The 26210-nt window shown below is 46.0% G+C and carries 16 protein-coding genes; 12 read left to right on the forward strand and 4 right to left on the reverse strand.

Annotated features, from left to right (window positions below; translation table 11 throughout):
• Positions 1–207 precede the first annotated feature (207 nt).
• Both J4N40_RS14160 and mnmL read right to left on the reverse strand, forming a co-directional pair.
• The gene (locus tag J4N40_RS14160) at positions 208–1953 is read right to left on the reverse strand and encodes a sensor domain-containing diguanylate cyclase (protein WP_025768422.1); all 1746 of its coding nucleotides are present in this window, start codon (positions 1951–1953) and stop codon (positions 208–210) included.
• A 35-nt stretch (positions 1954–1988) separates the two neighbouring features.
• On the reverse strand, positions 1989–2948 hold the full coding sequence (gene mnmL / locus J4N40_RS14165; protein ID WP_017633631.1) for a tRNA modification radical SAM protein MnmL/YtqA: 960 nt from the start codon (positions 2946–2948) through the stop codon (positions 1989–1991).
• 551 nt (positions 2949–3499) lie between these two features.
• On the opposite strand from mnmL, the gene gltB (J4N40_RS14170) reads away from it, so the two are divergent.
• The 10 genes from gltB (J4N40_RS14170) to J4N40_RS14215 all read left to right on the forward strand — a co-directional run bounded on the left by gltB (J4N40_RS14170) (position 3500) and on the right by J4N40_RS14215 (position 20602).
• On the forward strand, positions 3500–8050 hold the full coding sequence (gltB, locus tag J4N40_RS14170) for a glutamate synthase large subunit (protein WP_025768421.1): 4551 nt from the start codon (positions 3500–3502) through the stop codon (positions 8048–8050).
• Positions 8050–9519, forward strand: coding sequence for a glutamate synthase subunit beta (locus tag J4N40_RS14175; protein WP_025768420.1), 1470 nt, complete (start codon positions 8050–8052; stop codon positions 9517–9519). The genes gltB (J4N40_RS14170) and J4N40_RS14175 overlap by 1 nt, the downstream gene beginning before the upstream one ends.
• 448 nt (positions 9520–9967) lie before the next feature.
• Entirely contained in the window at positions 9968–14431 is a 4464-nt protein-coding gene (gene gltB, locus J4N40_RS14180) for a glutamate synthase large subunit (RefSeq protein WP_033906097.1), read from the forward strand.
• 20 nt (positions 14432–14451) lie between these two features.
• Complete coding sequence (locus tag J4N40_RS14185; protein WP_053304346.1) at positions 14452–15864, forward strand: glutamate synthase small subunit GltD family protein; 1413 nt, start codon at positions 14452–14454, stop codon at positions 15862–15864.
• A 91-nt stretch (positions 15865–15955) separates the two neighbouring features.
• Entirely contained in the window at positions 15956–16384 is a 429-nt protein-coding gene (locus J4N40_RS14190) for a DUF1499 domain-containing protein (RefSeq protein ID WP_025768418.1), read from the forward strand.
• Positions 16385–16447: 63 nt separating this feature from the next.
• Positions 16448–17143 (forward strand): 5'-methylthioadenosine/S-adenosylhomocysteine nucleosidase, encoded by a 696-nt coding sequence (gene mtnN / locus J4N40_RS14195; protein ID WP_005381837.1) that lies wholly within the window; start codon positions 16448–16450, stop codon positions 17141–17143.
• A gap of 11 nt (positions 17144–17154) precedes the next feature.
• Positions 17155–18108: a cobalamin biosynthesis family protein gene (locus tag J4N40_RS14200; RefSeq protein WP_250654287.1), complete on the forward strand. Its 954-nt coding sequence runs from the start codon at positions 17155–17157 to the stop codon at positions 18106–18108.
• Positions 18108–18929, forward strand: coding sequence for a vitamin B12 ABC transporter substrate-binding protein BtuF (gene btuF, locus J4N40_RS14205; protein ID WP_237306520.1), 822 nt, complete (start codon positions 18108–18110; stop codon positions 18927–18929). Before J4N40_RS14200 ends, btuF begins: the two co-directional genes overlap by 1 nt.
• A 69-nt stretch (positions 18930–18998) precedes the next feature.
• A complete protein-coding gene (locus J4N40_RS14210) occupies positions 18999–19619 on the forward strand; it encodes a TRIC cation channel family protein (protein ID WP_005387377.1) in 621 nt (206 codons plus the stop codon).
• 128 nt (positions 19620–19747) lie between these two features.
• The gene (locus J4N40_RS14215) at positions 19748–20602 is read left to right on the forward strand and encodes a LysR family transcriptional regulator (RefSeq protein WP_017821479.1); all 855 of its coding nucleotides are present in this window, start codon (positions 19748–19750) and stop codon (positions 20600–20602) included.
• Here the strand turns inward: J4N40_RS14215 and J4N40_RS14220 are convergent.
• Entirely contained in the window at positions 20544–21323 is a 780-nt protein-coding gene (locus J4N40_RS14220; RefSeq protein WP_005381847.1) for a TSUP family transporter, read from the reverse strand. The genes J4N40_RS14215 and J4N40_RS14220 overlap by 59 nt on opposite strands.
• 249 nt (positions 21324–21572) lie before the next feature.
• On the opposite strand from J4N40_RS14220, the gene ssp4 reads away from it, so the two are divergent.
• Positions 21573–22487 (forward strand): Ssp4 family T6SS effector, encoded by a 915-nt coding sequence (ssp4, locus tag J4N40_RS14225; RefSeq protein ID WP_017821481.1) that lies wholly within the window; start codon positions 21573–21575, stop codon positions 22485–22487.
• Entirely contained in the window at positions 22477–22896 is a 420-nt protein-coding gene (locus J4N40_RS14230) for a hypothetical protein (RefSeq protein WP_155396149.1), read from the forward strand. The genes ssp4 and J4N40_RS14230 overlap by 11 nt, the downstream gene beginning before the upstream one ends.
• A gap of 75 nt (positions 22897–22971) precedes the next feature.
• On the opposite strand, the gene carB is transcribed toward J4N40_RS14230, so the two are convergent.
• Positions 22972–26205: a carbamoyl-phosphate synthase large subunit gene (gene carB, locus J4N40_RS14235; RefSeq protein ID WP_005381854.1), complete on the reverse strand. Its 3234-nt coding sequence runs from the start codon at positions 26203–26205 to the stop codon at positions 22972–22974.
• Between the last annotated feature and the right edge of the window lie 5 nt (positions 26206–26210).

A 26210-nucleotide genomic window follows, 5' to 3' on the forward strand; every position in this document is an offset into this window, starting at 1 on the left:
CCATTCGATGATGAAAAACAGGTAAATGCACTCGACCTAACGCAATTTAGGTCTGTTTGATTAGTGAAAAACACACGGTGCGATCTGCGCTTGTGACACGAGATAGAAAGATAAACCAACGAGCGCACAGGCTTCTGTAAGTTTAACGTGTTTAATACGGTGATTTAAACAATCAGCTATCAACTTAGAGCAAGCGGTCACAAAGCGTTAGCAAGAACTGGGGTGGATACAGGTGCGATTACGTCCATCAGCTTTAGCTTGGTATAACGCACTGTCAGCCATAGCGATGCCCATTTCGGGTTCATCACCATGCTGAGGAATGTAAGAGACCAGACCGATACTGACGGTAAGGCGTTCAGATGCTTCTGAACTGTCGTGTTCCATATCAAGCTGTAGAATTTTCTCATGAATACGCTGCGCTACGTTGCGCGCACCTTCCGTGGTGGTATTCGGCAATATAAAACCAAACTCCTCGCCACCATAACGCGCAACACAATCCGAAGAACGATTGATGACTTGTGTAAACACGGTAGCGACACTGACTAACGCTTCATCACCTTGTTGGTGACCGTAACAGTCGTTGTAATCTTTGAAAAAGTCGATGTCACATAACATGATGGTGAGCGGCAGCTTTTCTCGAGCGTGGTGGTACCACAATACCTGCAGCTGTTCGTCAAAACGGCGTCGGTTCGATACTTGAGTTAAGCTATCCATAAAGCTCAATTTTTCTAACTCTAGGTTGGCTTTTTCCAACTTTTGTTCTGCAAGATAACGCTCAGAAATATCACGCGCCATGATCAGCACACCATTCGTTCCTGATGCTTTATCTTTAAAAGGCGATTTCACCACATCAAACCACGTACTTTTACCATCACTACTCACGACTTTATCTATGTATCGAACTGGCTCTAACTGGCGTAATGCTTCTAAGTCACTGTCTGCTAAGCGCGCGTACATCTCTTTAGGAATCACGTCTTGGAGGCGCTTACCTATCAAATCAGAAATTTTTGAAATGCCTAACGCCTTAACAAAAGGCTGATTACACGCTTGATAGACCATGTTCTCATTGAAAATACCAATAGAGTCCGGACTGGCATCCAGAATCGTTTGTAAGATAGTATCTCTTTGCGCTAGCGCCACCTCTGTATCTTTGCGACGCTCCATTTCATCTCGCAGATTCTGTTGCATCTTGTGCCATTCAGTCACGTCATGACTAATAGACAGCGTACCGATAAGCTCACCACTCGGCGAAACAAGAGAGTTTTGATTGACTTCCAATAAGCAACTTCGACCTTGTGGATCCGTTGTCCATTTACGTTCGCTTTTTCTGGTCATCTCACCCAAGGCCTTGGATGCGCAAGCTTCTTCCCTTCGCCCTTGCCAGAATTGATCAAATGCTCGATTGGTCGTTAATAGATTGCCTTGGCGGTCTTGGGTACAAATCAGCTCTGAAAGTGAGTCTAATGCCGAACGTGCGATGATTAATTGGGCAAGTTCTTGTTGCTGCTCTTGGTGAGTGGCTTGATATGGCTGAGCATAAAGAATCCAAACTCGATGATTGCGCAATAAACTCTTTCTGCCTGACAGCTCCACTTTAATAGATTCACTATCAGATAGTCGCCAGTCAAAAGCCTGCTGACGAAAATGACGACTAGAGAAGCGCTCGAGAAACTGCTCAAGCTCATGAATATCGAATAAAGCAGGATACAAATACCCCGTTCCCAAAGAGCGAATGCCTAATAACTGCATCGCAGCCTGGTTAGATAGCAAGAGCTGAGCATGGCTAGTGTCCACCACTATGACTGGATAGGGAGAATCCGTTACTAGTTGCTTAAGTGATGTCTGAAAGTGCAAATAGATCAGTGCTAACGCGCACACGCCTGCGATTAACAACAAGACGACATAGCCATAACCGCCTTGACCACCCCAAAGCCAATTGAGTAACTGATCCATCGTTTAAACCTTCAAAGAACACTGGTTAAAATATATCAGTTATTTATTGAGCGATCTGCTATTAATTCCGGTTTAGTATAGATAAAGGTATTCCCCGTAAGACTCCCTTGAGCACCATGAGCACTGAGATCTCGACCAATTTCCGTCATCGCTAGCCAACGGTTTTCACACCACAGAGGCGATAATAACGTGGGCCTCCTAGCTGCTGATGAAACGCGATGATAAATCACATCTGGTGGTGTCATACGAATCATTTCACTGGCGATCGCAACATATTCTTCTAATTCAGGGGCTTCTAGCTTTCCAGCACGCCAAGCTTTCGCCATGGTGCTACCTTCGACAATATGCAAGCCATGTAACTTGATGCCATCCGTTCCCACGGCTAACACTTTTTGCAGCGTTTCAATATTTTCGGCGCGGGTTTCTTTGGGTAAACCCACAATTAAGTGAGTACAAACCTTGATTCCGAGTGTTCGCGCACGCTTAGTGATTTCGGCATAACACTCAAAGTCATGACCACGATTGATACGTTTTAGGGTGTCATTGTTGGCGGTTTGAAGACCTAGTTCTAGCCAAATTTCATAACCTTGCTGTACATAGCCCGACAGTAAATCCAATACCGCATCAGGGACGCAATCAGGACGCGTCCCCACACAAAGACCAACCATGTCTGCAGCCTTTAGTGCTTCCTCATACATGTTTTTGAGAACTTGTACTTCTGCATAGGTACTGGTGTAGGCCTGAAAATAAGCGAGATACTTCTTCGCTCTGTGAATTTCACCTGCGCGATCTTTTAACTGTTCGTGAATGCTTTTTATCTGGACTTCTTCATCTGCAAACGAAGCCACATTGCAAAATGTACATCCTCCCCGCCCAATCGTGCCATCGCGGTTAGGGCAACTAAATCCACCGTGCAATGTTAACTTATGAACCTTTTCACCGTATCGACGCTGAAGATCTTGGCCGATTGTATTGACCAACTCATGTAACTGCATAAATTCTCACCAACAATAAATCGTAATCAATCTCACTACGATCTGTGTAAATAAATTACATCCCTGCAAGAAAAAACACACAATATTAATCAATTCAAACACCCATCATGCGGGTCAAAATCAATAAACTTGCATAATTAAAGACAAAAAACGTTCATGTTGCGTAAATGTTAAACTAAAAATGCATAATTAAACGAAAAAATTGGGTCACAACGCCGACTTTTTCATTGCATTCTGAAGTGACAAAATTGTAGGATACTTACACAACCCCGTTATTTTTGTGACTTTTATTACAAAGCACACTGCGGGATTTGTCGGTGTTATCCCACTCCTACCTATATAAATCACTAGATAGTGATAATAAATAAAGGGATACCACCAAGGATTGTTTTTCTCGCAAAACTTTTCCTGCGAGATACGGAAAGGAATCAAGACCGGTCAACCTAGATCGGTGGCGATAATAAATATAAAGGACAAGACGTAATCAATAGTCTAGGTAGTATTTTCTGCCCGGTACTTTTGCGTCGACATTGAACTGGAAGGATGTATCTATGGTAGATAGAGAGCAAAATCCACAGGGTCTGTACACTCCGGAACTGGAGCATGACGCTTGTGGTATCGGTTTTGTTGCTCACCTTAAAAACCGTAAATCTCATGAAGTAGTGACTCAAGCATTGGATATGCTGGCTCGCATGGAACACCGTGGTGGTCAAGGTTGTGACCCATGCAGCGGTGACGGTGCGGGTATCTTGCTACAAAAACCTCATGAATTCCTATTAGAAGAAGCCGTTAAGCTAGGCATTAAACTGCCTTCGTTTGAAAAGTATGGTGTTGGTGTCGTTCTTTTCCCGAAAGACGAATACAAACGCGAGCAATGCCGTGACATTCTAGAACGTAATGCACAACGTCTAGACCTTGAAGTTATCGGCTACCGCGTATTGCCAACCGATAACTCAATGATCGGTGCAGACCCACTAAGCACAGAACCTCAGTTTGAGCATGTGTTTATCTCTGGTGGCCCTGGCATCACACCTGAAGAGCTAGAGCGCAAACTGTACGTACTTCGTAACTACACTGTACGTGTTTGCCTAGAAAGCGTTTCGAACATTGGTGACGACTTCTACATTAACTCAATGTCTTACAAGACATTGGTGTACAAAGGTCAGTTAACGACCGAGCAAGTACCTCAGTACTTCCTTGATCTGCAAAACCCGACCATGGTGACTGCACTAGCACTGGTACACTCTCGCTTCTCTACCAATACCTTCCCGAAATGGCGTCTTGCACAGCCTTTCCGTTACATTGCCCACAACGGTGAAATCAATACAGTTCGCGGTAACTTGAACTGGATGAAAGCCCGTGAAGCAATTCTAGAATCAGACCTGTTTACTCAGGCTGAAATCGACATGCTTCTTCCAATCTGTCAGGAAGGCAGCTCAGATTCATCTAACTTTGACATGGCACTTGAGCTCCTAGTTCTGTCTGGTCGCAGCCTGCCACACGCATTGATGATGATGATCCCGGAAGCATGGCAAGAAAACAAAAACATGGATCCTAAACGTCGCGCGTTCTATCAGTACCACGCGAACATCATGGAACCATGGGATGGTCCTGCTTCAGTATGTTTTACTGATGGTGTTCAAGTTGGTGCGACACTAGACCGTAACGGTTTGCGCCCTTCTCGCTACACAGTGACCAAAGATAACTTCCTAGTGATGGCATCTGAATCTGGTGTTGTGGATATAGAACCAGAGAACGTTGAGTTCCGTGGTCGCCTACAACCGGGTCGTATCTTCGTTGCAGACCTAGAGCAAGGTCGCATCATCTCCGATGAAGAAGTGAAAGACACCATCGCAACAGCACAGCCTTACGAGAAATGGGTAGAAGAAAACCTACTGAGCTTGAAGAAGCTGCCAGATGCGAGCAACCAGTTCAGCCAACCTAAGCCAGAACACCTTCTACACCGCCAACAAGCGTTTGGCGTAAGCACTGAAGAAGTGAACGAAATCATCGTTCCAATGGCGAATGATGCGAAAGAGCCATTATCAGCAATGGGTGCCGACTGGCCTCTTGCGGTTCTATCTCATCAATCTCAGCATCTTTCAAACTACTTCAAGCAGCTGTTTGCACAGGTAACTAACCCACCGATCGACCCGATCCGTGAGCGTATGGTTATGTCGCTGAACACTTACTTGGGTAAAGACCAAAACCTTCTGACTGAAACACCACTTCACTGTCAGAAAGTAGAATTGGAATCACCTGTTCTAGCCAACTCAGAGCTTGAAAAGCTGCGTGCGATCGATAACGAGCACCTACAAGCGAAGACGCTGGATATCGTGTTCCAAGCCAATGAAGATCAAGGCAAGCTTGAGCGTGCACTAAAACGTATCTGCCAATACGCAGAAGACGCGGTTATCGATGGTTACTCAATCATCCTACTCACTGACCGTGCAGTGAATTCAAACCACGCGGCGATCCCAGCAATGCTGGCAGTTGGTGCGGTACACCACCACTTGATCCGTAAAGGTCTACGTGCGAAGTGTGACATCGTGGTTGAAACTGGTGACGCGCGTGAAACGCACCACTTTGCAACGCTACTTGGTTACGGTGCGAATGCGGTTAACCCTTACCTAGTGATTGAAACCATCATTGAACTTCAACGTACGAAGAAGTTGGATCCAGAAGCGAACCCTCGTGATCTGTTCAACAACTACCGTAAAGCGATCAATGGCGGTCTTCTGAAGATCTTCTCGAAGATGGGTATCTCAACGCTACAGTCGTACCATGGTGCGCAAATCTTCGAAGCCTTGGGCATCCATAAATCCGTGGTAGACAAATACTTCACAGGTACAGTTTCTCGTATCCAAGGTCTAACCCTTGATGATATCGCCAAAGAAGTGCTGATCCGTCACCGCATCGGTTACCCACAACGCGAAATCCCAATTCAAATGCTGGATGTTGGTGGTGTTTACCAATGGAAACAGCGTGGTGAGAAGCACCTATTCAACCCAGAAACCATTTCTCTACTGCAAGAGTCTACGCGCAACAAGAACTACGATCAGTTCAAGCAATACGCGACTGCAGTAGATAAGCAAGGTGACAACGCGGTAACTCTGCGTAGCCAACTTGAGTTCATTAAAAACCCAGCAGGCTCTATCTCTATCGATGAAGTCGAGCCAATTGAAAGCATCGTGAAACGCTTCGCGACAGGTGCAATGTCATTCGGTTCTATTTCTTACGAAGCACACTCCACACTGGCAGTTGCGATGAACCGTCTTGGCGCGAAATCGAACTCTGGTGAAGGTGGTGAAGACCCAATGCGTTTCGAGCGCAAAGAGAACGGCGATTGGGAACGCTCTGCAATCAAGCAGGTGGCTTCAGGTCGTTTCGGCGTAACCTCTTACTACCTAACTAACGCTGAAGAGCTACAAATCAAAATGGCTCAAGGTGCGAAGCCAGGTGAAGGTGGTCAGCTACCAGGCGATAAAGTAGATGACTGGATCGGTGCAACGCGTCACTCGACTCCGGGCGTTGGCCTTATCTCTCCACCACCACACCACGATATCTACTCAATCGAAGATTTGGCTCAGCTTATCTACGACTTGAAGAACGCGAACCGCGCAGGCCGTGTAAACGTGAAGCTGGTATCAGAAGCAGGCGTAGGTACGATCGCTTCTGGTGTCGCGAAAGCGAAAGCGGACGTTGTACTAATCGCAGGTTTCGACGGCGGTACAGGTGCATCACCAATGTCTTCAATCCGCCATACAGGTCTTCCTTGGGAACTTGGCTTGGCAGAAACGCACCAAACGCTACTGAAGAACGGTCTACGTAACCGTATCGTGGTTCAAGCGGATGGTCAGATGAAGACACCTCGCGACCTTGCAGTGGCAACACTACTTGGTGCTGAAGAATGGGGCGTAGCAACCGCAGCATTAGTGGTTGAAGGTTGTATCATGATGCGTAAGTGTCATAAGAACACTTGTCCTGTTGGTATCGCGACTCAGAACAAGACGCTTCGCGAGCGCTTTGATGGTCGCGTTGAAGACGTCGTAACCTTCTTCCAATACATGGCACAAGGTCTACGTGAAATCATGGCTGAACTTGGCTTCCGCACTATCGATGAAATGGTCGGTCAAGGTCAGAAGCTGAAGATTCGCCAAGACATTTCTCACTGGAAATACAAGAACCTAGATCTGTCTCCTGTTCTCCACGTTGAGCAACCACGTGAAGCTGATGGTGTATTCAACCAAGCTCAACAGAACCACAACCTAGAAGAAGTGCTAGACCGTAAGCTGATTCAAGCAGCGATTCCTGCACTAGAGAAAGGCGAAGCGGTGAATGCCGAGTTCCCTATCGTCAACACGGACCGCTCTGCAGGTACCATGTTGTCGAACGAAATCTCGAAAGTGTACAAAGATGCGGGTCTACCTCAGCCAATGAACGTGAAGTTCAAAGGTTCTGCGGGTCAGTCATTCGGTGCATTCCTAGCTAAGGGCGTGAAGTTCGAAGTGGAAGGCGACGCGAACGACTACTGGGGTAAAGGCTTATCTGGCGGTACCTTAGTACTTTACCCAGATGCAAAATCAAGTATTGTCGCGGAAGACAACATCGTGGTTGGTAACGTGTGTTTCTACGGTGCAACCTCGGGTGAGTCTTTCATTCGCGGTATGGCTGGTGAACGTTTCTGTGTTCGTAACTCAGGCGCGAAAGTAGTAGTAGAAGGCGTCGGTGACCACGGTTGTGAATACATGACGGGCGGTGCAGCAATTATCCTAGGTTCAACAGGTCGTAACTTTGCCGCAGGTATGAGTGGCGGCGTGGCATACGTATGGGATAAATCAGGTGACTTTGAGTCGAAACTGAACCCAGAGCTAGTAGACCTAGATCCAATCGAGCAAGAAGACAGAGATCTATTACTCGACATGCTAACTAAGCATGTTCAATTCACAGGAAGTGAAGTCGCTCAGTCTTTCCTAGACAATTTTGAAGCTAGCCTAGCCTCTATGGCTAAGGTAATGCCGCGTGACTACAAAGCGGTTCTTCAAAAACGCAAAGCTGAAGCACTGTCTCAAGGAAACGAAACTCAAGTGGAGGCCGTATAATGGGTAAGCCTACTGGATTTTTAGAGCATGGTCGTGAACTACCACAGAAGATTGACCCAGCTGAACGCATCAAGAACAACAAAGAGTTCGTTCTGAACGAGGAGTTTGGTGACAAGATCAATACTCAAGCTTCTCGTTGTATGGATTGTGGCGTGCCGTTTTGTCATAACGGCTGCCCTATCGGTAACATCATCCCAGAATTTAACGACGCGGTTTATCGTGATAGCTGGGAAGAAGCTTGGAACATCCTAAGCTCGACGAACAACTTCCCAGAGTTTACTGGTCGTGTTTGCCCTGCTCCATGTGAAAGTGCTTGTGTTCTTGGTATCAACCAAGACCCAATCACTATCTGTAATATCGAAAAAACTATCGTAGAAACGGCGTATCGTGAAGGGTACGCCAAACCAAAAACGCCACGTTCTCGCACTGGTAAAACGGTGGCGATCATTGGCTCTGGACCTGCTGGTCTTGCGGCTGCTGAGCAGCTAAACAGCGCAGGCCATACCGTGACAGTATTCGAGCGAGACGAGAAAGTGGGCGGTCTGCTACGTTTTGGTATCCCAGACTTTAAACTGAGCATGGAAGTCATTGATCGCAAGATCAATCTAATGGCAGAAGCTGGCATTGAGTTTAAAGTAAACCAACACGTCGGTGTTGATGTAAATGCTCAACAATTGCGTCAAGAGTTCGATGTGGTTCTACTAACCGGTGGCTCAACGGTTCCACGTGATTTGCCCGTTCCGGGTCGTGAACTAAAAGGCGTTCACTTCGCGATGGAGTTCCTAGGTCAAAACAACCGTCGCGCCAATAACATGGACCTGAAAACGGAAGAAATTCACGCTGCGGGTAAACATGTTGTGGTTATCGGTGGTGGTGATACGGGTTCAGACTGTGTGGGAACATCAAACCGTCACGGCGCAGCAAGTGTAACTCAAGTGGAAATCATGCCGATTCCACCAGAAAAGCGTCCTGCTAATATGCCTTGGCCTCAATATCCAATGATCCTGCGTACTTCGACATCTCATGAGGAAGGTGTCGATCGTCACTGGAACATCCTCACCAAAGAGTTCATCGGCAATGACAAAGGTGAAGTTACTGGTCTTCGTTTGGCTGATATCGTTTGGCAAGATGCGAAACCAGGCGAGCGCCCAAGCTTCAAAGAAGTAGAAGGCAGCGAGCGTGTGATTCCATGTGATATGGCATTTCTAGCGATGGGCTTCCTACACCCTGAACCAACAGGCGTACTTGCTCAACTGGATATCGCACTAGACGATCGCGGTAACGTAGCAACTCAAGATTTTGCTACTAACCAAGAAGGCGTATTTGCTGCTGGTGATATGCGAACAGGCCAATCTTTGGTGGTTCGTTGTATCAATGAAGGCCGCGAATGTGCCCGTGCTATCGATGATTATCTAATGGGTGGCACAAACCTAGAAGCAAAAGCAGATTCACTGATGCTTTCTGCTTAACGAAGCAGTCATGCTTCTCTCTTTCAATTGCCTAATAGCCATCAGCAATATCGATGGCTATCGGTGAAGAAAGAAAACAATTCCTTCCAATCTTTCTATTTTGACCAGCATTTTATGCTGGTCTTTTTTATCTCCCACAGAATCAAATGTTACTTTTTTGTAACAATCAATTTTCTATCTATTTGAAATTATTAAACTATTTTAGCTTATTAAATGGTAAATCGTATATTCACGTGATGATCCACTAATAACTTGACCTTTTTTACAATAAGCTATAGCTTGTGAAGTTGATGAAAATAAAACACTCAAAAAATGTTAAATATTTCACAACTTTTACTGAATAATTATACATAAAGCTATAAAGATGACGCATAGTTAGTCATCGATATCAACGTAAGCAGTGTTGATATATCTGTCGGGATGACGGATAAGCAAAGGGAGAATTGCAATGGCTCTTTATGATCCAAGTCTTGAGAAAGACAACTGTGGATTTGGCTTGATCGCGCATATGGAAGGCGAACAAAGCCACAAGCTGGTACGTACAGCAATTTCTGCACTTGACCGCATGACTCACCGTGGTGGTATCGCCGCCGATGGTAAAACTGGTGATGGTTGTGGTCTTCTATTACAAAAGCCCGATTCCTATTTACGTCTTATTGCCGAAGAAAATGGTTTCAACCTTGGCAAGCAATACGCCGTAGGGATGATTTTCTTCAACCAAGATCCAGTCAAAGCTCAACTCGCTAAAGACATCGTCAACAAAGAACTGGCGCAAGAGACGCTAACTGTGGCTGGTTGGCGTGAAGTACCAACTAATTCAGAAGTACTCGGTCCAATTGCGGCCAACTCGCTTCCAAATATTCAGCAAGTCTTTATCTCTGCACCGGCAGGTTGGCGCGAGCGTGACATTGAACGTCGTCTCTACATCGCACGCCGTCGCATCGAGAAACAAATCACCGAAGATCCGGATTTCTACATCTGTAGCTTGTCGACTCAAGTTTTGGTGTATAAAGGCCTATGCATGCCTGCGGACTTACCGCGCTTTTATCTTGATCTTGCCGATCTACGTATGGAATCTGCTATCTGTCTGTTCCACCAGCGTTTTTCTACCAACACTCAACCGCGTTGGCCATTAGCTCAACCGTTCCGCTACCTTGCTCATAATGGTGAGATCAATACCATTGAAGGTAACCGACAATGGGCACGCGCTCGTGCTTACAAGTTCTCGTCACCACTGCTGCCTGACCTACAAACTGCAGCACCGTTTGTGAACGAGACAGGCTCAGACTCGTCTAGCCTAGATAATATGCTAGATCTCTTTTTAGCTGGCGGCATGGATATCTTCCGTGCCATGCGTATGCTTGTGCCGCCAGCATGGCAAAACCACCCTGACATGGATCCGGATTTGCGTGCGTTTTACGATTTCAACTCCAAACACATGGAACCATGGGATGGCCCAGCAGGTATCGTACTGTCCGATGGTCGTTATGCTGCTTGTAACCTAGACCGAAACGGTCTACGTCCTGCGCGTTATGTAATTACCAAAGACAAGTTGATCACTCTGGCATCTGAGGTAGGGATTTGGAATTACGCCCCAGATGAAGTTGCCAAAAAAGGTCGTGTAGGTCCGGGGGAATTGCTCGTCATCGACACTCGTAAAGGTAAGCTTTGGCAATCTAGCGAGATCGATAATGATCTGAAATCTCGTCACCCTTATCGCGAATGGATGGAGAACAACGTTCGCAAACTAACACCGTTCTCTCAACTGCCTGAAGATCAAGTAGGTGAGCGTAGCTTTGATGAAGACTTGCTTAAGACTTATCAAAAGCAGTTTGCCATGAGCAATGAAGAAGTCGATCAAGTATTGCGTGTCCTCGGTGATATGGGGCAAGAAGCCGTCGGTTCGATGGGTGATGACACCCCGATGGCGGTTCTTTCTTCGAAAGAGCGCTTGGTGACTGATTACTTCCGTCAGAAGTTCGCGCAGGTCACCAACCCACCAATCGATCCGCTGCGTGAGAAACACGTCATGTCGCTGGCGACTAGCATCGGCCAGGAGATGAACGTCTTCTGTGAAACCGATGGCCACGCGCATCGTGTAACCTTTGATTCTCCAGTACTGCTCTATTCAGACATGCAGCAACTACTAGAGCTGAGTGACGATCATTACCGTAATACCATTCTCGATATCAACTACGACCCACAACAAAAAGATCTTAAACAAGCCATTAATGATCTGTGTGAGCAAGCAGAGCAAGTCGTTCGTGAAGGCACGGTTTTAGTGGTGCTTTCGGACAGAGCCTTGGTCAAAGGTAAGTTGCCAATTCCGGCAGCAATGGCAGTCGGCGCCGTTCAAACTCGTCTGATTGACGCGAACTTGCGTTGCGATGCCAACATTGTTGTCGAAACCGCAACAGCCCGTGATCCACACCAATTTGCCGTCTTGCTTGGCTTTGGTGCTACTGCGGTTTACCCATACCTTGCTTATGAAGCTTTAGGTAAACTGATTGATGATAAAGCACTAGAGAAAGACTACCGCGATGTGATGCAAAACTACCAATACGGCATCAACAAAGGCCTGTACAAGATCATGTCGAAAATGGGGATCTCAACCATCGCCTCTTACCGCTGCTCACAACTGTTTGAAGCAGTTGGCTTGAGCCAAGATGTGGTCGATCTGTGTTTTAAAGGCGTCACAACTCGAATTGAAGGCGCGAATTTTGACGACTTCCAGCAAGATCTTACAAACTTATCTCGTAAAGCATGGGCGAAACGCAAATCGATTGATCATGGCGGCTTGTTAAAGTACGTCCATGGAGGTGAATATCATGCTTACAACCCGGATGTCGTCGGCACGCTGCAACAGGCCGTTAAATCTGGCGAAAGTAACGACTATCAGAGCTTTGCTAAGCAGGTAAACCAACGCCCTGTTGCCATGCTGCGTGACTTAATGTCGCTGAAAAAATCAGACTCACCGCTGCCACTTGAGCAAATAGAACCACGCACTGAACTGTTCAAACGCTTTGACTCAGCGGCAATGTCCATTGGCGCACTTAGCCCAGAAGCGCATGAAGCACTTGCAACGGCGATGAACCGTCTTGGTGGTTACTCTAACTCGGGTGAAGGCGGTGAAGATCCTCGCCGTTTCGGTACTGAGCGTAACTCACGTATCAAACAGATTGCTTCTGGCCGATTTGGTGTAACGCCGCATTATCTGACTAATGCGGATGTACTGCAAATCAAGGTGGCACAAGGTGCGAAACCGGGTGAAGGTGGACAGCTACCAGGACACAAAGTCACCGCAGAAATCGCAAAACTGCGTTATTCGGTACAAGGCGTGACTCTGATCTCCCCTCCTCCGCATCACGATATCTATTCGATTGAAGATTTGGCCCAGCTGATCTTCGACCTTAAACAAGTCAACCCGAATGCGCTGGTTTCGGTAAAACTCGTCTCCGAGCCAGGTGTCGGCACCATCGCAACGGGTGTAGCCAAGGCTTACGCTGATCTTATTACCATTTCGGGTTACGACGGTGGTACCGCAGCAAGCCCATTAACTTCGGTAAAATACGCTGGTAGCCCTTGGGAGTTGGGGTTGGCAGAGACACAACAAGCTCTGGTTGCTAATGGTCTGCGTCATAAGATCCGCCTACAGGTAGACGGTGGTCTAAAGACTGGTTTAGACGTAGTTAAAGCCGCAATTTTAGGTGCAGAAAGCTTCGGTTTTGGTACTGCGCCAATGGTCGCTATGGGTTGTAAGTTCCTACGAATTTGTCACCTCAACAACTGTGCAACTGGGGTTGCGACTCAAGACGAGACACTGCGTAAAGAATACTTCAAAGGTCTACCAGAAATGGTGATGAATTACTTCATCGGCCTGGCAGACGAAGTGCGCGGATTACTCGCCGAACTTGGCGTTGAAAAGCTGACGGACTTGATTGGTCGTACCGATTTACTTGAGGCAGTAGAGGGATTTACAGCGAAACAGACCAAGCTGGATCTATCCAATATTCTAGAAGCTCCAGTATCACCTGAGGGCCATCCGCTATTTTGGACAGAGCCAAACAAACCGTTTGATAAAGCTGAGCTCAACCAAAAGATCGTTGATGATGCCATGCATGCGGTCGAAAACAGTCAATCGGCAAGTTTCTTCTACAATGTCATCAACACTGATCGTTCTGTTGGTGCACGCTTATCTGGCGAAATAGCAAAACGCTATGGCAACCAAGGGTTGGCGGCTTCCCCTATCAAAATCTATCTTGACGGCACCGCAGGCCAGTCCTTTGGTGTTTGGAACGCAGGTGGTGTAGAGCTTTACCTCACGGGCGATGCGAACGACTACGTGGGCAAAGGTATGGCGGGTGGTAAAGTGGTTATCAAACCTCACCTTGGCACTGCATTTAAGTGTAATGAAGCAACCATCATTGGTAACACCTGTCTGTACGGCGCGACCGGCGGTAAACTATTTGCAGCCGGTAAAGCCGGTGAGCGTTTCGGCGTACGAAACTCAGGTACGATAGCCGTCATTGAAGGTGCTGGCGATAACGCTTGTGAGTACATGACTGGCGGTATTGTTGCCATTCTTGGTGCGACAGGTGTGAACTTTGGCGCGGGTATGACTGGAGGCTTTGCCTATGTTCTGGATGAGAACCAAAGCTTTGAAGGTCGAGTTAATACTGAGTCTGTCGAAGCCATCTCATTGTCCGATCTTTACATCCACCAAGAACATTTGCGTGGCCTAATTGCGGAACACCTTGAAGAAACAGGGTCGAGTCATGCTGAAAATATTTTGGCGAACTTTGATGAATGGATTCCAAAGTTCTATTTGGTGAAACCACAAGCGGCAGATCTTCGCACGCTACTTGGTCACCAGAGCCGCAGTGCCGCAGAGCTGCGTGTTCAAGCACAGTAATCATGGAGGATGTTTGAATCATGAGCCAGAACGTTTATCAATTTATCGATGTGCAGCGTGTAGATCCTGCGAAAAAGCCTATCAAAGTTCGTAAGATCGAGTTCGTTGAAATCTATGAACCGTTCACTAAACAACAGGCGACTGCACAAGCGGATCGCTGCTTAGATTGTGGCAACCCATATTGTGAATGGAAATGCCCAGTCCACAACTACATCCCTCAATGGTTAAAACTTGCCAATGAAGGTCGTATTCTTGAAGCGGTTGAACTATCGCATCAAACCAACAGCCTACCGGAAGTATGTGGGCGCGTTTGTCCTCAAGACCGCCTATGTGAAGGTTCATGCACGCTTAATGATGACTTTGGTGCCGTCACCATCGGTAACATAGAAAAGTACATTACCGACAAAGCGTTTGAAATGGGCTGGAAGCCAGATATGTCCAAGGTGGAGTGGACCGATAAAAAGGTCGCAATCATTGGAGCAGGCCCAGCTGGCTTGGCTGCCGCGGATATCCTAGTGCGCAATGGCGTTAAGCCAGTCGTGTTTGACCGCTACCCTGAAATTGGAGGCCTTCTGACCTTCGGTATTCCTTCCTTCAAGCTTGAAAAAGGCGTGATGGAAAACCGCCGCCGTGTGTTCACTGAAATGGGCGTCGAGTTCCGCATGAACATGGAAGTAGGCAAAGATGTCCAAATGCAAGAGCTACTTGATGAATACGATGCTGTTTTCTTGGGCGTTGGCACCTATAAATACATGCGTGCTGGTCTAGATAATGAAGATGCGCCGGGTGTGTATGACGCGCTGCCATTTTTAGTTTCGAACACCTACAAAGTCATGGGTCTTGAGAGTAACCAACCCTTTATCGATATGGCAGGAAAGAAAGTCGTCGTACTGGGTGGTGGTGATACCGCAATGGACTGCGTTCGTACCTCAATTCGCCAAGGTGCCTCCAACGTAGTTTGTGCTTATCGTCGTGATGAGGCCAACATGCCAGGCTCTCGTCGCGAGGTAAAAAACGCAAAGGAAGAAGGCGTGAAGTTCATGTTCAACCTTCAGCCTTTGGGAGTTGAAGTGGATGCGTCAGGCAAAGTCTCGGGGGTCAAAGTGGTGAAAACCGCACTTGGTGAACCTGATGAAGCGGGTCGCCGACGCCCAGAGCCCGTTGAAGGCAGCGAGCACGTTCTACCAGCAGACGTTGTTATCATGGCGTTTGGTTTCCAGCCGCACAAAATGGACTGGTTAGCACCGTTTGATGTCGATTTGGATCAATGGGGTCGTATCAAAGCCCCAGCGAAGCAAGAGTTCCAGTTCCAGACCAGCAATGAAAAGATCTTCGCGGGTGGCGATGCGGTACGAGGTTCTGATCTTGTCGTAACCGCAATTGATGAAGGACGAAAAGCGGCAGAAGGCATTCTCGATTACCTCGAAGTTTAATCTCAGCTAACCTCACAAAAAGGGTCCTGTTATTGGATCCTTTTTCTTTTGTATCCATATAATTAGAAACAAAATTATAAGAGTAAATATAATGAAAAAAGCCGCTCTCCTTTCCATTACTTTGCTCGGCTTAACCGCTTGTAGCCAAGGAGTCACAACCATGACGGATCGTTCTCAATCACCTTGTGGTGACAAACCAAACTGCGTCTCCACCCAAGACACGCGAGAAAAATACAACCTAACGCCATTTATCTTAGTTGATTCAGCGAACATCGACGCTATTGAGCAAGTTGCGCTTGAACTGCCAGGCGCGAAAACCGCGGTGAAAGAAAGCAACTACCTTCGTATCGAGTGCACATCTAAAATCATGCGCTTCGTGGATGACCTCGAACTAAAAATAGCAGGAGACCAACTGATTGTGCGCTCGGAATCTCGTGTGGGCTACTCTGACTTTGGCGTAAACAGAAAGCGCGCCGATCAATTACGAGAAAAGCTCACTCAAGCTAAGCTCATCAAATAGAAAACTGCCAACGGGGAGTGCTATACTCTCGGCCAACTAAAATATTTACTTAAAGAGAGTGTTATGAAAGTTGGTATCATCGGTGCGATGGAACAAGAAGTGACCATCCTGAAGCAAGCAATTACAAACTGCAAAACTGTAAATAAAGCGGGTTGTACGTTTTTCTCTGGTCAAATTAACGATGTCGAAGTCGTCGTACTACAATCGGGCATCGGTAAAGTTGCAGCGGCAGTGGGCACGACAATCCTTCTTGATGAATACCAACCAGACGTTGTGATTAACACAGGCTCTGCTGGCGGTTTCGATTCAAGCTTAAACCTTGGCGATGTAGTTATCTCTACAGAAGTTCGTCATCACGATGCAGACGTAACCGCTTTTGGTTATGAAATTGGCCAAATGGCCGGTCAACCAGCTGCATTCAAAGCGGATGACAAGCTAATGGACTTAGCCGAAAAAGCCCTAGCACAAATGGAAAACACTCATGCGGTTCGCGGCCTAATTTGTACTGGCGATGCGTTTGTTTGTACTGCTGAGCGTCAAGAGTTTATTCGTAAACACTTCCCGTCAGTTATCGCTGTAGAAATGGAAGCATCTGCTATCGCTCAAACTTGTCACCAATTCAACACGCCGTTTGTTGTTGTGCGTGCAATCTCTGATGTCGCTGATAAAGAATCACCAATGAGCTTTGATGAGTTCCTACCTCTAGCAGCAAAAAGCTCTTCCGAAATGGTATTCAAAATGCTGGAACTCATTAAATAAACGACTCATTCATGGAAGAAGTTTTTCAGTCATTTTATGCCAACGGTGCGCTCCTTATAATGTGGGGCGCACTGATCTTGCACCTTCTAGTGCCAATCCCCAATTCAGCGCACCCCATCACTTTATGGCGAAAGCTAGCAGAACAGCTAGCTAACAAAGTGAACAATAATCACAATTACTCACAGAGTGTAATCTCAGGCAGTCTTGCACTAGGCTTGATGCTGTTTCCTTGCTTGATATTACTGATTGCAGTAAAGCCGTTTGTTTGGCAAATCCCTTTATATGAACTGGTTCTATTGATCATTGCGCTAGACTGGCGCAACAGCGAAACGTTAACGAAACAGCTCGTAACTAGTATGTCTTCGGAAGACAAAGCTCAGTGTCGAGCATTACTGAGACCATATCTTAATCGCGATACTGGTAGCCTCTCGATCGTTGGCATAGGTAAAGCTGGCTCAGAAACCCTGATTATGGGATACAGCCGCAACGTGATCGGCGTACTATTTTGGTACGCACTAACAGGTGGTATTGGTGCGCTAATGTATCGACTCACAACAGAATTAGCGCGAGTGTGGTCCCCTAGCCGACGCCAATATTTGCCCTTTGGTAAACCTGTGATTCAACTGGTTGCTACTCTGGATATTATTCCACTTCGTCTCTTTGCCATACTTTTAGCTGCCGGAAAGAATACAAGTAATGTGCTCTCTGGAATACAACAGCAAGCGAAGTCTTGGCCCTTACCAGGACCTAGCTGGGTGTTATGTACTATCGGACACAAACTACAACTGTCTTTATGCGGCCCTGCTATCTATCAAGGTGTGCGTGCAGAGCGCGCAAAAATCGGTGGGCGCATTGCGCCATCGGCTATTCACCTTTCACAAATACATACGCTGCTCGTTTGGCGCGTCCTGGCTTGGATCGCAATCCAAAGTTTGCTTTTAGGAATAATTTATCAAGGATTATGATGAATAAATTATGCTTCGCATTAACGCTGTTTGTTTCGACAGCGACCTTCGCTCAACCCGCTCAACGCATTATAAGTTTAGCTCCACATGCCACCGAAATTGCCTTTGCAGCAGGGCTAGGAGACCAGCTTGTTGCTGTCAGCGAAATGAGCGATTATCCAGAACAGGCAAAGCAGCTAGAAAGAGTCTCAAATTATCAAGGAATTAAATTAGAGCGCATTATTGCTCTTCAGCCGGACTTAGTGATTGCTTGGCCAGCCGGAAACCCCGCTAAAGAGTTGGAGAAAATTAAACAGTTCGGTATTCCTATCTATTACTCCACTACAGGTTCATTAGAAGATATCGCCAATAATATTGAGCAACTCAGCCAATACAGCGAAACTCCACAAGTAGGAAAAAAGGCCGCTGAAGATTTTAGAACGCAGCTGAGTACACTAAAAGAACAGTACAACACGAACGAGAAAGTTAGTTACTTTTATCAGTTGAGTGAAAAGCCTATCATCACTGTCGCCGGAAAGAACTGGCCAAGTGAAGTCTTTACTTTTTGCGGTGGTGAGAACATTTTCGCCGCATCTAGCGCGCCTTATCCTCAAGTTAGCATCGAGCAAGTCATTACTCGCCAGCCAGAGGTTATTTTTACTTCTCGTCACGCAATGAGTAACGATGGTATGTGGACTGAGTGGAGTAATGAGCTTCTTGCTCTTAAAAACAAACACATCTGGTCCCTAAACTCTGATTGGATTAACCGTCCCACACCACGCACATTGAACGCGATCAAAGAAGTGTGTGAGCACTTTAAAAGCGTTCGTCAAAAACGCTAACGATTTCGTGGCAAATACCGTACAATTTCCGCCCATTTTTTCTCACACTATTTAAAGGTACTAAGTAACATGGACTCCATGCTGCTTTATATGATCGATTTGTTCGGTACCGCTGTTTTCGCCATCTCTGGCGTATTACTGGCGGGCCGTTTAAAAATGGATCCATTCGGCGTTATCGTGCTCGGCAGTGTGACTGCTATAGGTGGCGGAACAATCCGAGACATGGCGCTTGGTGCCACTCCCGTATTTTGGATAACAGATACGACTTACTTATGGGTGATATTTGTTACGTGTCTACTAACCATGCTTGTTATTCGAAGACCCAAGCGACTCTCATGGTGGGTATTACCCGTTTGTGATGCCATCGGTCTCGCTGTGTTTGTGGGAATAGGAGTAGAAAAGGCACTCGCCTACAATGCATCCGGGATGGTCGCGGTGATAATGGGGGTTATTACTGGCTGTGGCGGTGGCATTATACGAGACGTGCTGGCTCGCGAAGTTCCTATGGTATTAAGAAGTGAAGTCTATGCTACGGCATGTATTATTGGCGGCATCTTCCATACGATGGCGGTAAACATGGGATATGACCACTCAACGGCTTTGCTCGCTGGTGTAATCTCAACGCTCATTATACGTCTCGGTGCGATTCGTTGGCATCTATCCCTGCCAACTTTCGCCATTAACCGTTAAACACCAACAACATCACTCACCATGGAGTCGACCAAGTGTCGGCTCCTCTCATTTATGCTCATTTGATTCGCCAATTCTTGGGCAATTCGCTAAATTATCTCAACCATTCCTAACTTTCATTAATCATTATGTTGCTTGAAGGTATTGAAACGTTACTTGTCCTCAGTAAAGAAAAAACCATGAGCCGCACGGGCAGTCAACTCTATATTAGTCAATCTGCCGTGAGTAAACGTATTTCAAATCTAGAGAAGAAGTTAGGAAAAAAATTAATAGAGCCAAATGGTCGGCACATAAAGCTGACCTCCGATGGCCTTGCGCTCATCAACACGATCGAGCCAACGTTCAATGAGTTAAGAGGTCAGATCTATGATCAACAACAAATAGAAGATACTTCTTTGATCAAGATAGACTGCTCTGAAACCTTAGTCGCTGGATACCTCAGCATGATCATGGCAGAACACTTTGCCCATGATCAGTACATACGAATATCGACCAATCATACGCCACGCATTATTGAGAATGTGAAATCAGGCAAAGCAACATTGGGATTTTGCGCTGGCTATCTACCACCTCATCATGGATTAATGAGCCTTCACCTCGCCGATGAACCTTTCTCAATTGTCAGTCGACATTCACTTTCACAACTACCTAAAGCTATTTTGACCAATGACCTAACTAACCCTGCCAACACATATCAACAAGCTATTTTATCCAAACACGGAATCGAACCTTTGATGGAAATGGATTCGTATACTGCGGCAGCACAACTGGCTTTGGGAGGTATGGCTCCCGCTTTAATCCCTAAATCTATCCTAACGACACTTAATATCACATCTAAGTTCTGCTATGACTTTGAAGAGCTAGATCAGTTAGTTCGACCAATACATATCTGCTTACGTCACAGCACATATCGTAGCGAACGAGTTAAAGCACTGACAGAATCCATTGCTGATGTTGTTGCCAAAGAAGTTTCGTTGCCATAAGCATCGACATCACTATAACTAGAGGACGAATCCATTTTTGTCCTTTACTTACCACGACCTTCGCTCCTAACTGAGCACCAAGAAAACCGCCAACAGCCATGGTTAAGCCAAGCTTCCACACGGGCAACCCAGCGAAGATAAAAAAGAGTAGTGCCGCAATGTTTGACGTGAAATTGAGAATTTTGGTTCTAGCAGTGGCTTCGACCAAAGAAAAGTGACCTAGTGCAACAAAACAAACAGTAAAAATAGATCCAGTCCCAGGGCCAAAAAAGCCATCATAGAAACCGATCCCGCCACCAATGCATAGCGCAAACATCGCTTCAGATAACTTTGGTTCTCCATCGATTTTTCGCGTACTTGGCGCGAGTAAAAAATAGAGGGAAATGGCTATCAAAAGAACAGGGATCAAACTGGTGAGTACGCTAGCATCAATAAACTGAACAGCCTCGGCACCGATCGCTGCACCAATAAAAGTACAGAGTATCGCGAAACGCATTTCCTTTAGGCTGACAATACCGTTACGCACGAAATACCAGCTAGCAGAGAAACTGCCAAACGAACTTTGTAACTTATTGGTTGCTAGAGCTTGAGTCGGACTTAACCCCGCAGCCAAAAGCGCAGGGAGTGTAATGAGCCCTCCCCCACCAGCCATCGCATCAATAAAGCCTGCGGCAGTCGCAACCAAAAATAAGGCCAACAAAATCTCAACCGTGATTTCCACTACACTTCCTTTTTGAAGAGGTATCAAAGAGGAAGAAACGGTAGCACTTATTCACAAAACTACCAATGGAAAGTCAAGACACCAATCTATTCCTAATTTTCATCAGTCAATAAATCTAGAGAATGATACATTAAAAATATCAATTACATCCAAATATAGAGCCTCACCTCAAGAGCCTCTTAATATTTTGATAGAAAAAGAAAATGCTGTCTTAATAGGAAATATTTAATCTGATAAAAAACGAAAATAATGGAAGCCTTACTAACTCGACCATCAATAAAAGAGCAGCAATTGCGCTTAAAAATCGAACAGATAGTGAATGTTAATCAGCTATTCAGCGTTATTGACGCTAAACCAGAGACTAGCGGTGCGGGTGTAATTTATATTGATAACAAATTCACCGTTGTACGCTTAAGAGACTTTAAATCCACATGCCATATCAATCCTACCTTTATCATTCTACGAGAACCGATAAAATTACAATCATCTCAAGAATTTGCAAAAAAAATAAAACAGGAAGAGTCAAAATCAAGATTCAATCAAGAGCTTCTATCAGCGAGCATTAGCTGTATTGGTGCAGCGATTGGCTGGATTGGGGTAGTTGGTTCGGGGCTAACAATACCAGTAAGTGGTCCTGTGGGCGTAACTATGTCCTATATCTCACACGCCGCTACTGTTGCTGCCACAGCTCAATGTGCTATTGGAGTAGCAAGAACCCGTATGGTATCTAAATCACCAGACAAATTATCGGATATAGACAGTAATGAGTGGTATCAAAATACAACTAAAGCTTTAGATTACATCTCCTTAGCTGGAGCGGGCGCTAGTGGATATCAAACGATAAAAATGGTTCAATCTCTTAAGCAAACCACTAAGAAAGGCGTTCCCGAGATTCTAAAAGGCTTAAACAGACAAGAAAGAACAAGATTAACTAAAGAAATCATCCGTAAAAACCTTCCGAGCATTTCGAATAAAGCTCGTAAACAGCTAATGTTGTCAGGAGAAATTCCTAAGAGGTATTCACAAGCAACAATATCCGCATCCATTTCTCATCAGCTTCTAGATGCAATTGGAGGCTCAATTAGCATAGTAGGAAGCGGTTATTCGGGAGAGTTAAGAAATCTTGCTATTGGAATCTATGAGGAATTGAAAGTTGAATACTAAATCAATTAGCATAGCAAACATCTCACTAAGTATATGTTTATACTTGGCATTGACTATTGGTCTGGCTATTAGCTTAAGCATTTGGAATGACTGGTTTTCTTTCACTCAACACATTGCTCTAGATACTTACCTCCTTACATTGGGAGCTATTACGGTTGTTGTTGTATGCATTCCAAACATTCTGACAATAAGCAAAGGATTAAGTGTTGCTGCAAAAATAAACTTACTTACTATCTCTTTTATCATTCTCACTTGCAGCATTAATTTTGTTGTAGCAAATGGTAGTACTATTTCTTCATCTTTGGGTACATTGCTTGCCATCATTAGCTTAATGATCTTCAAAAGCGAAGCATACCAATCGTTCCTAGCACACTTTAATGCTCTTCATTTTAGAAAAACCTCGATATAAAAAAGCCCGCTCAAATGAGCGGGCAATGAGGTTGTCATGTAAGCCCTGATTAATGAGCTTACTGATTTTTATCTGTTACGCGTCTAGACTCGCTTTCACTTTAGCGTGTAACTCTTGAACCGAAGTTACTGACGCTTTTGCGTCTGCAGTATGAGACATACATGTAGCGAACGCTGCATTCAGTGTCGTTGTGTAGTTCACTTTTTCTGCCAGTGCACCACGGCGTAGAACTTTCGAATCTTCAATCGCTTGACGACCAGCAGCCGTGTTTACGATGTAGGTGTATTCGTTGTTCTTGATGCGGTCAAGAATGTGTGGACGACCTTCGTGTACTTTGTTTACCAAACGTGGGTTAATACCCGCTTCGCCCAGAATTACAGCAGTACCGTGTGTCGCATCCAACTGGTAACCCAGTTTCACTAACTTAGAAGCTAGGTCAACAACACGCTCTTTATCACCTTCACGTACAGACAGTAGCGCACGACCACCTTCAGGATAAACCGCACCACAACCTAGCTCTGCTTTCGCGTAAGCTTCTGCGAACGTTGCACCCACACCCATTACTTCACCTGTTGAGCGCATTTCAGGGCCCAATAGAGGGTCAACACCAGGGAATTTGTTGAACGGCAGAACCACTTCTTTCACTGAGTAGTAAGGAGGGATAATCTCTTTAGTAAAGCCTTGTGACTCTAGAGATTGACCCGCCATTACACGTGCAGCGATTTTCGCTAGAGGAGCGCCTGTCGCTTTCGATACGAATGGTACCGTACGAGCAGCACGAGGGTTCACTTCAATTAGATAAACGTCGTTATCTTTCACAGCAAACTGCGTGTTCATCAAACCGCGCACACCGAGTTCGAATGCTAACTTCTCAACTTGCTCACGCATCTTGTCTTGAATTTCCTGACTTAGCGTGTATGCAGGCAGTGAACATGCAGAGTCACCAGAGTGAACACCCGCTTGTTCGATGTGCTCCATGATACCGCCGATAACGACGCGTTCACCGTCACAGATAGCATCAATATCAACTTCGGTTGCATCATCCAAGAAACGGTCTAGCAGAACTGGAGACTCGTTCGATACGCTTACTGCTTCGTTGAAGTAGCGACGCAGGTCTTGCTCGTCGTACACGATTTCCATCGCACGACCACCGAGTACATAAGATGGACGAACAACTAATGGGAAGCCAATTTCTTTCGATTTCTCAACCGCTTGCTCCATCGTTGTTACTGTCGCGTTTTCTGGCTGAAGTAGACCTAAACGGTCAACAGCGGCTTGGAAGCGTTCACGGTCTTCCGCACGGTCGATAGCATCTGGGCTAGTACCAATGATTGGCACACCAGCCGCTTCTAGAGCACGAGCCAGTTTAAGTGGCGTTTGACCACCGTACTGAACAATCACACCTTTTGGTTTTTCAACGCGAGCGATAGACAGTACATCTTCCAGAGTTACTGGCTCGAAGTACAGACGATCAGACGTATCGTAGTCAGTAGATACCGTTTCTGGGTTACAGTTAACCATAATGGTTTCGTAACCGTCTTCACGCAGCGCAAGTGATGCATGGACACAACAGTAATCGAATTCGATACCTTGGCCGATACGGTTTGGACCGCCACCAAGAACCATGATCTTATCTTTGTCTGTTGGGTTTGCTTCACATTCTTCATCGTAAGATGAGTACATGTAAGCCGTGTCAGAAGAAAACTCTGCTGCACATGTATCCACACGTTTGTAAACCGGATGAATATCAAACTGCTCACGAGCACGGCGAATTTCACTTTCAGCGACACCAAGCAATTTAGACAAGCGAGCATCAGAGAAGCCTTTGCGTTTCATCTGACGAAGCACTTCTTTGGTCAAACCTGCGTAGCCGCCCGCCTTGACTTGTTCTTCGAGTTTTACAATTTCTTCGATTTGAACCAGGAACCAGCGGTCGATTTGAGTCAAGTTGAACACACCGTCGACTGACATACCCGCTCGGAATGCATCGGCGATGTACCAGATACGCTCTGCACCTGCTTCTTTAAGTTCGTGACGAATCTTAGTCAGTGCATCTGGCGCTTCCAGATCGACCATCTCATCGAAACCAGTTGCGCCAACTTCTAGGCCACGCAGTGCTTTATGAAGAGATTCTTGTTGGTTACGACCAATCGCCATTACCTCACCAACCGATTTCATCTGAGTTGTCAGACGATCGTTTGCACCAGCAAATTTCTCGAAGTTAAAGCGAGGGATCTTAGTTACGACGTAGTCGATAGTTGGTTCAAATGACGCGGGTGTTGCACCACCTGTGATGTCGTTTTGTAGTTCGTCTAGCGTAAAGCCAACAGCCAGTTTCGCGGCAATTTTCGCAATTGGGAAGCCTGTTGCTTTTGATGCTAGCGCAGAAGAGCGAGATACACGCGGGTTCATCTCGATGATGACCATACGACCATCTTTCGGGTTGATACCAAACTGTACGTTTGAACCACCTGTTTCAACACCGATTTCACGCAGAACAGCTAGCGATGCATTACGCATAAGCTGGTATTCTTTGTCAGTCAGTGTTTGTGCTGGAGCAACCGTGATTGAGTCGCCCGTATGGATGCCCATTGGGTCAAAGTTCTCGATTGAACATACGATGATACAGTTGTCCGCTTTGTCACGAACGACTTCCATTTCGTACTCTTTCCAACCGATTAGTGACTCATCGATAAGAAGTTCGTTGGTCGGAGATAAGTCCAGACCGCGACGACAGATTTCTTCGAACTCTTCTTTGTTGTACGCGATACCACCACCAGTGCCACCCATGGTGAACGATGGACGAATGATACAAGGGAAGCCAACCATATCTAAAACTTTGTAAGCTTCTTCCATGCTCTTCGCTGTATCTGCGCGAGGACACTCAAGGCCGATAGACTTCATCGCTTTATCAAAACGAGAACGGTCTTCCGCTTTGTCGATTGCATCAGCCGTTGCACCAATCATCTCTACGCCGAACTCTGCGAGAACGCCGTGCTTCTCTAAATCTAACGCACAGTTAAGTGCTGTCTGACCACCCATAGTTGGCAGAACTGCATCAGGACGTTCTTTCTCGATGATCTTGCGTACAACTTCCCACTGAATCGGCTCGATGTAAGTCGCATCTGCCATCTCTGGGTCAGTCATAATCGTTGCTGGGTTAGAGTTAACCAGGATAACTCGGTAGCCTTCTTCACGAAGAGCTTTACACGCTTGTGCGCCAGAGTAGTCAAACTCACATGCCTGACCGATAACAATCGGACCAGCACCAAGAATTAGAATACTTTGAATGTCAGTACGTTTTGGCATTATCT

The organism is Vibrio sp. SCSIO 43097 (assembly GCF_023650755.1).
GTDB lineage: Bacteria > Pseudomonadota > Gammaproteobacteria > Enterobacterales > Vibrionaceae > Vibrio > Vibrio alginolyticus.

Bases quoted from the DNA above. Each gene is read 5' to 3' on its own strand.
- J4N40_RS14160 (WP_025768422.1), bottom strand. From the start codon at position 1,953: ATGGATCAGTTACTCAATTGGCTTTGGGGTGGTCAAGGCGGTTATGGC.
- mnmL (WP_017633631.1), bottom strand. From the start codon at position 2,948: ATGCAGTTACATGAGTTGGTCAATACAATCGGCCAAGATCTTCAGCGT.
- gltB (WP_025768421.1), top strand. From the start codon at position 3,500: ATGGTAGATAGAGAGCAAAATCCACAGGGTCTGTACACTCCGGAACTG.
- J4N40_RS14175 (WP_025768420.1), top strand. From the start codon at position 8,050: ATGGGTAAGCCTACTGGATTTTTAGAGCATGGTCGTGAACTACCACAG.
- gltB (WP_033906097.1), top strand. From the start codon at position 9,968: ATGGCTCTTTATGATCCAAGTCTTGAGAAAGACAACTGTGGATTTGGC.
- J4N40_RS14185 (WP_053304346.1), top strand. From the start codon at position 14,452: ATGAGCCAGAACGTTTATCAATTTATCGATGTGCAGCGTGTAGATCCT.
- J4N40_RS14190 (WP_025768418.1), top strand. From the start codon at position 15,956: ATGAAAAAAGCCGCTCTCCTTTCCATTACTTTGCTCGGCTTAACCGCT.
- mtnN (WP_005381837.1), top strand. From the start codon at position 16,448: ATGAAAGTTGGTATCATCGGTGCGATGGAACAAGAAGTGACCATCCTG.
- J4N40_RS14200 (WP_250654287.1), top strand. From the start codon at position 17,155: ATGGAAGAAGTTTTTCAGTCATTTTATGCCAACGGTGCGCTCCTTATA.
- btuF (WP_237306520.1), top strand. From the start codon at position 18,108: ATGAATAAATTATGCTTCGCATTAACGCTGTTTGTTTCGACAGCGACC.
- J4N40_RS14210 (WP_005387377.1), top strand. From the start codon at position 18,999: ATGGACTCCATGCTGCTTTATATGATCGATTTGTTCGGTACCGCTGTT.
- J4N40_RS14215 (WP_017821479.1), top strand. From the start codon at position 19,748: ATGTTGCTTGAAGGTATTGAAACGTTACTTGTCCTCAGTAAAGAAAAA.
- ssp4 (WP_017821481.1), top strand. From the start codon at position 21,573: ATGGAAGCCTTACTAACTCGACCATCAATAAAAGAGCAGCAATTGCGC.
- carB (WP_005381854.1), bottom strand. From the start codon at position 26,205: ATGCCAAAACGTACTGACATTCAAAGTATTCTAATTCTTGGTGCTGGT.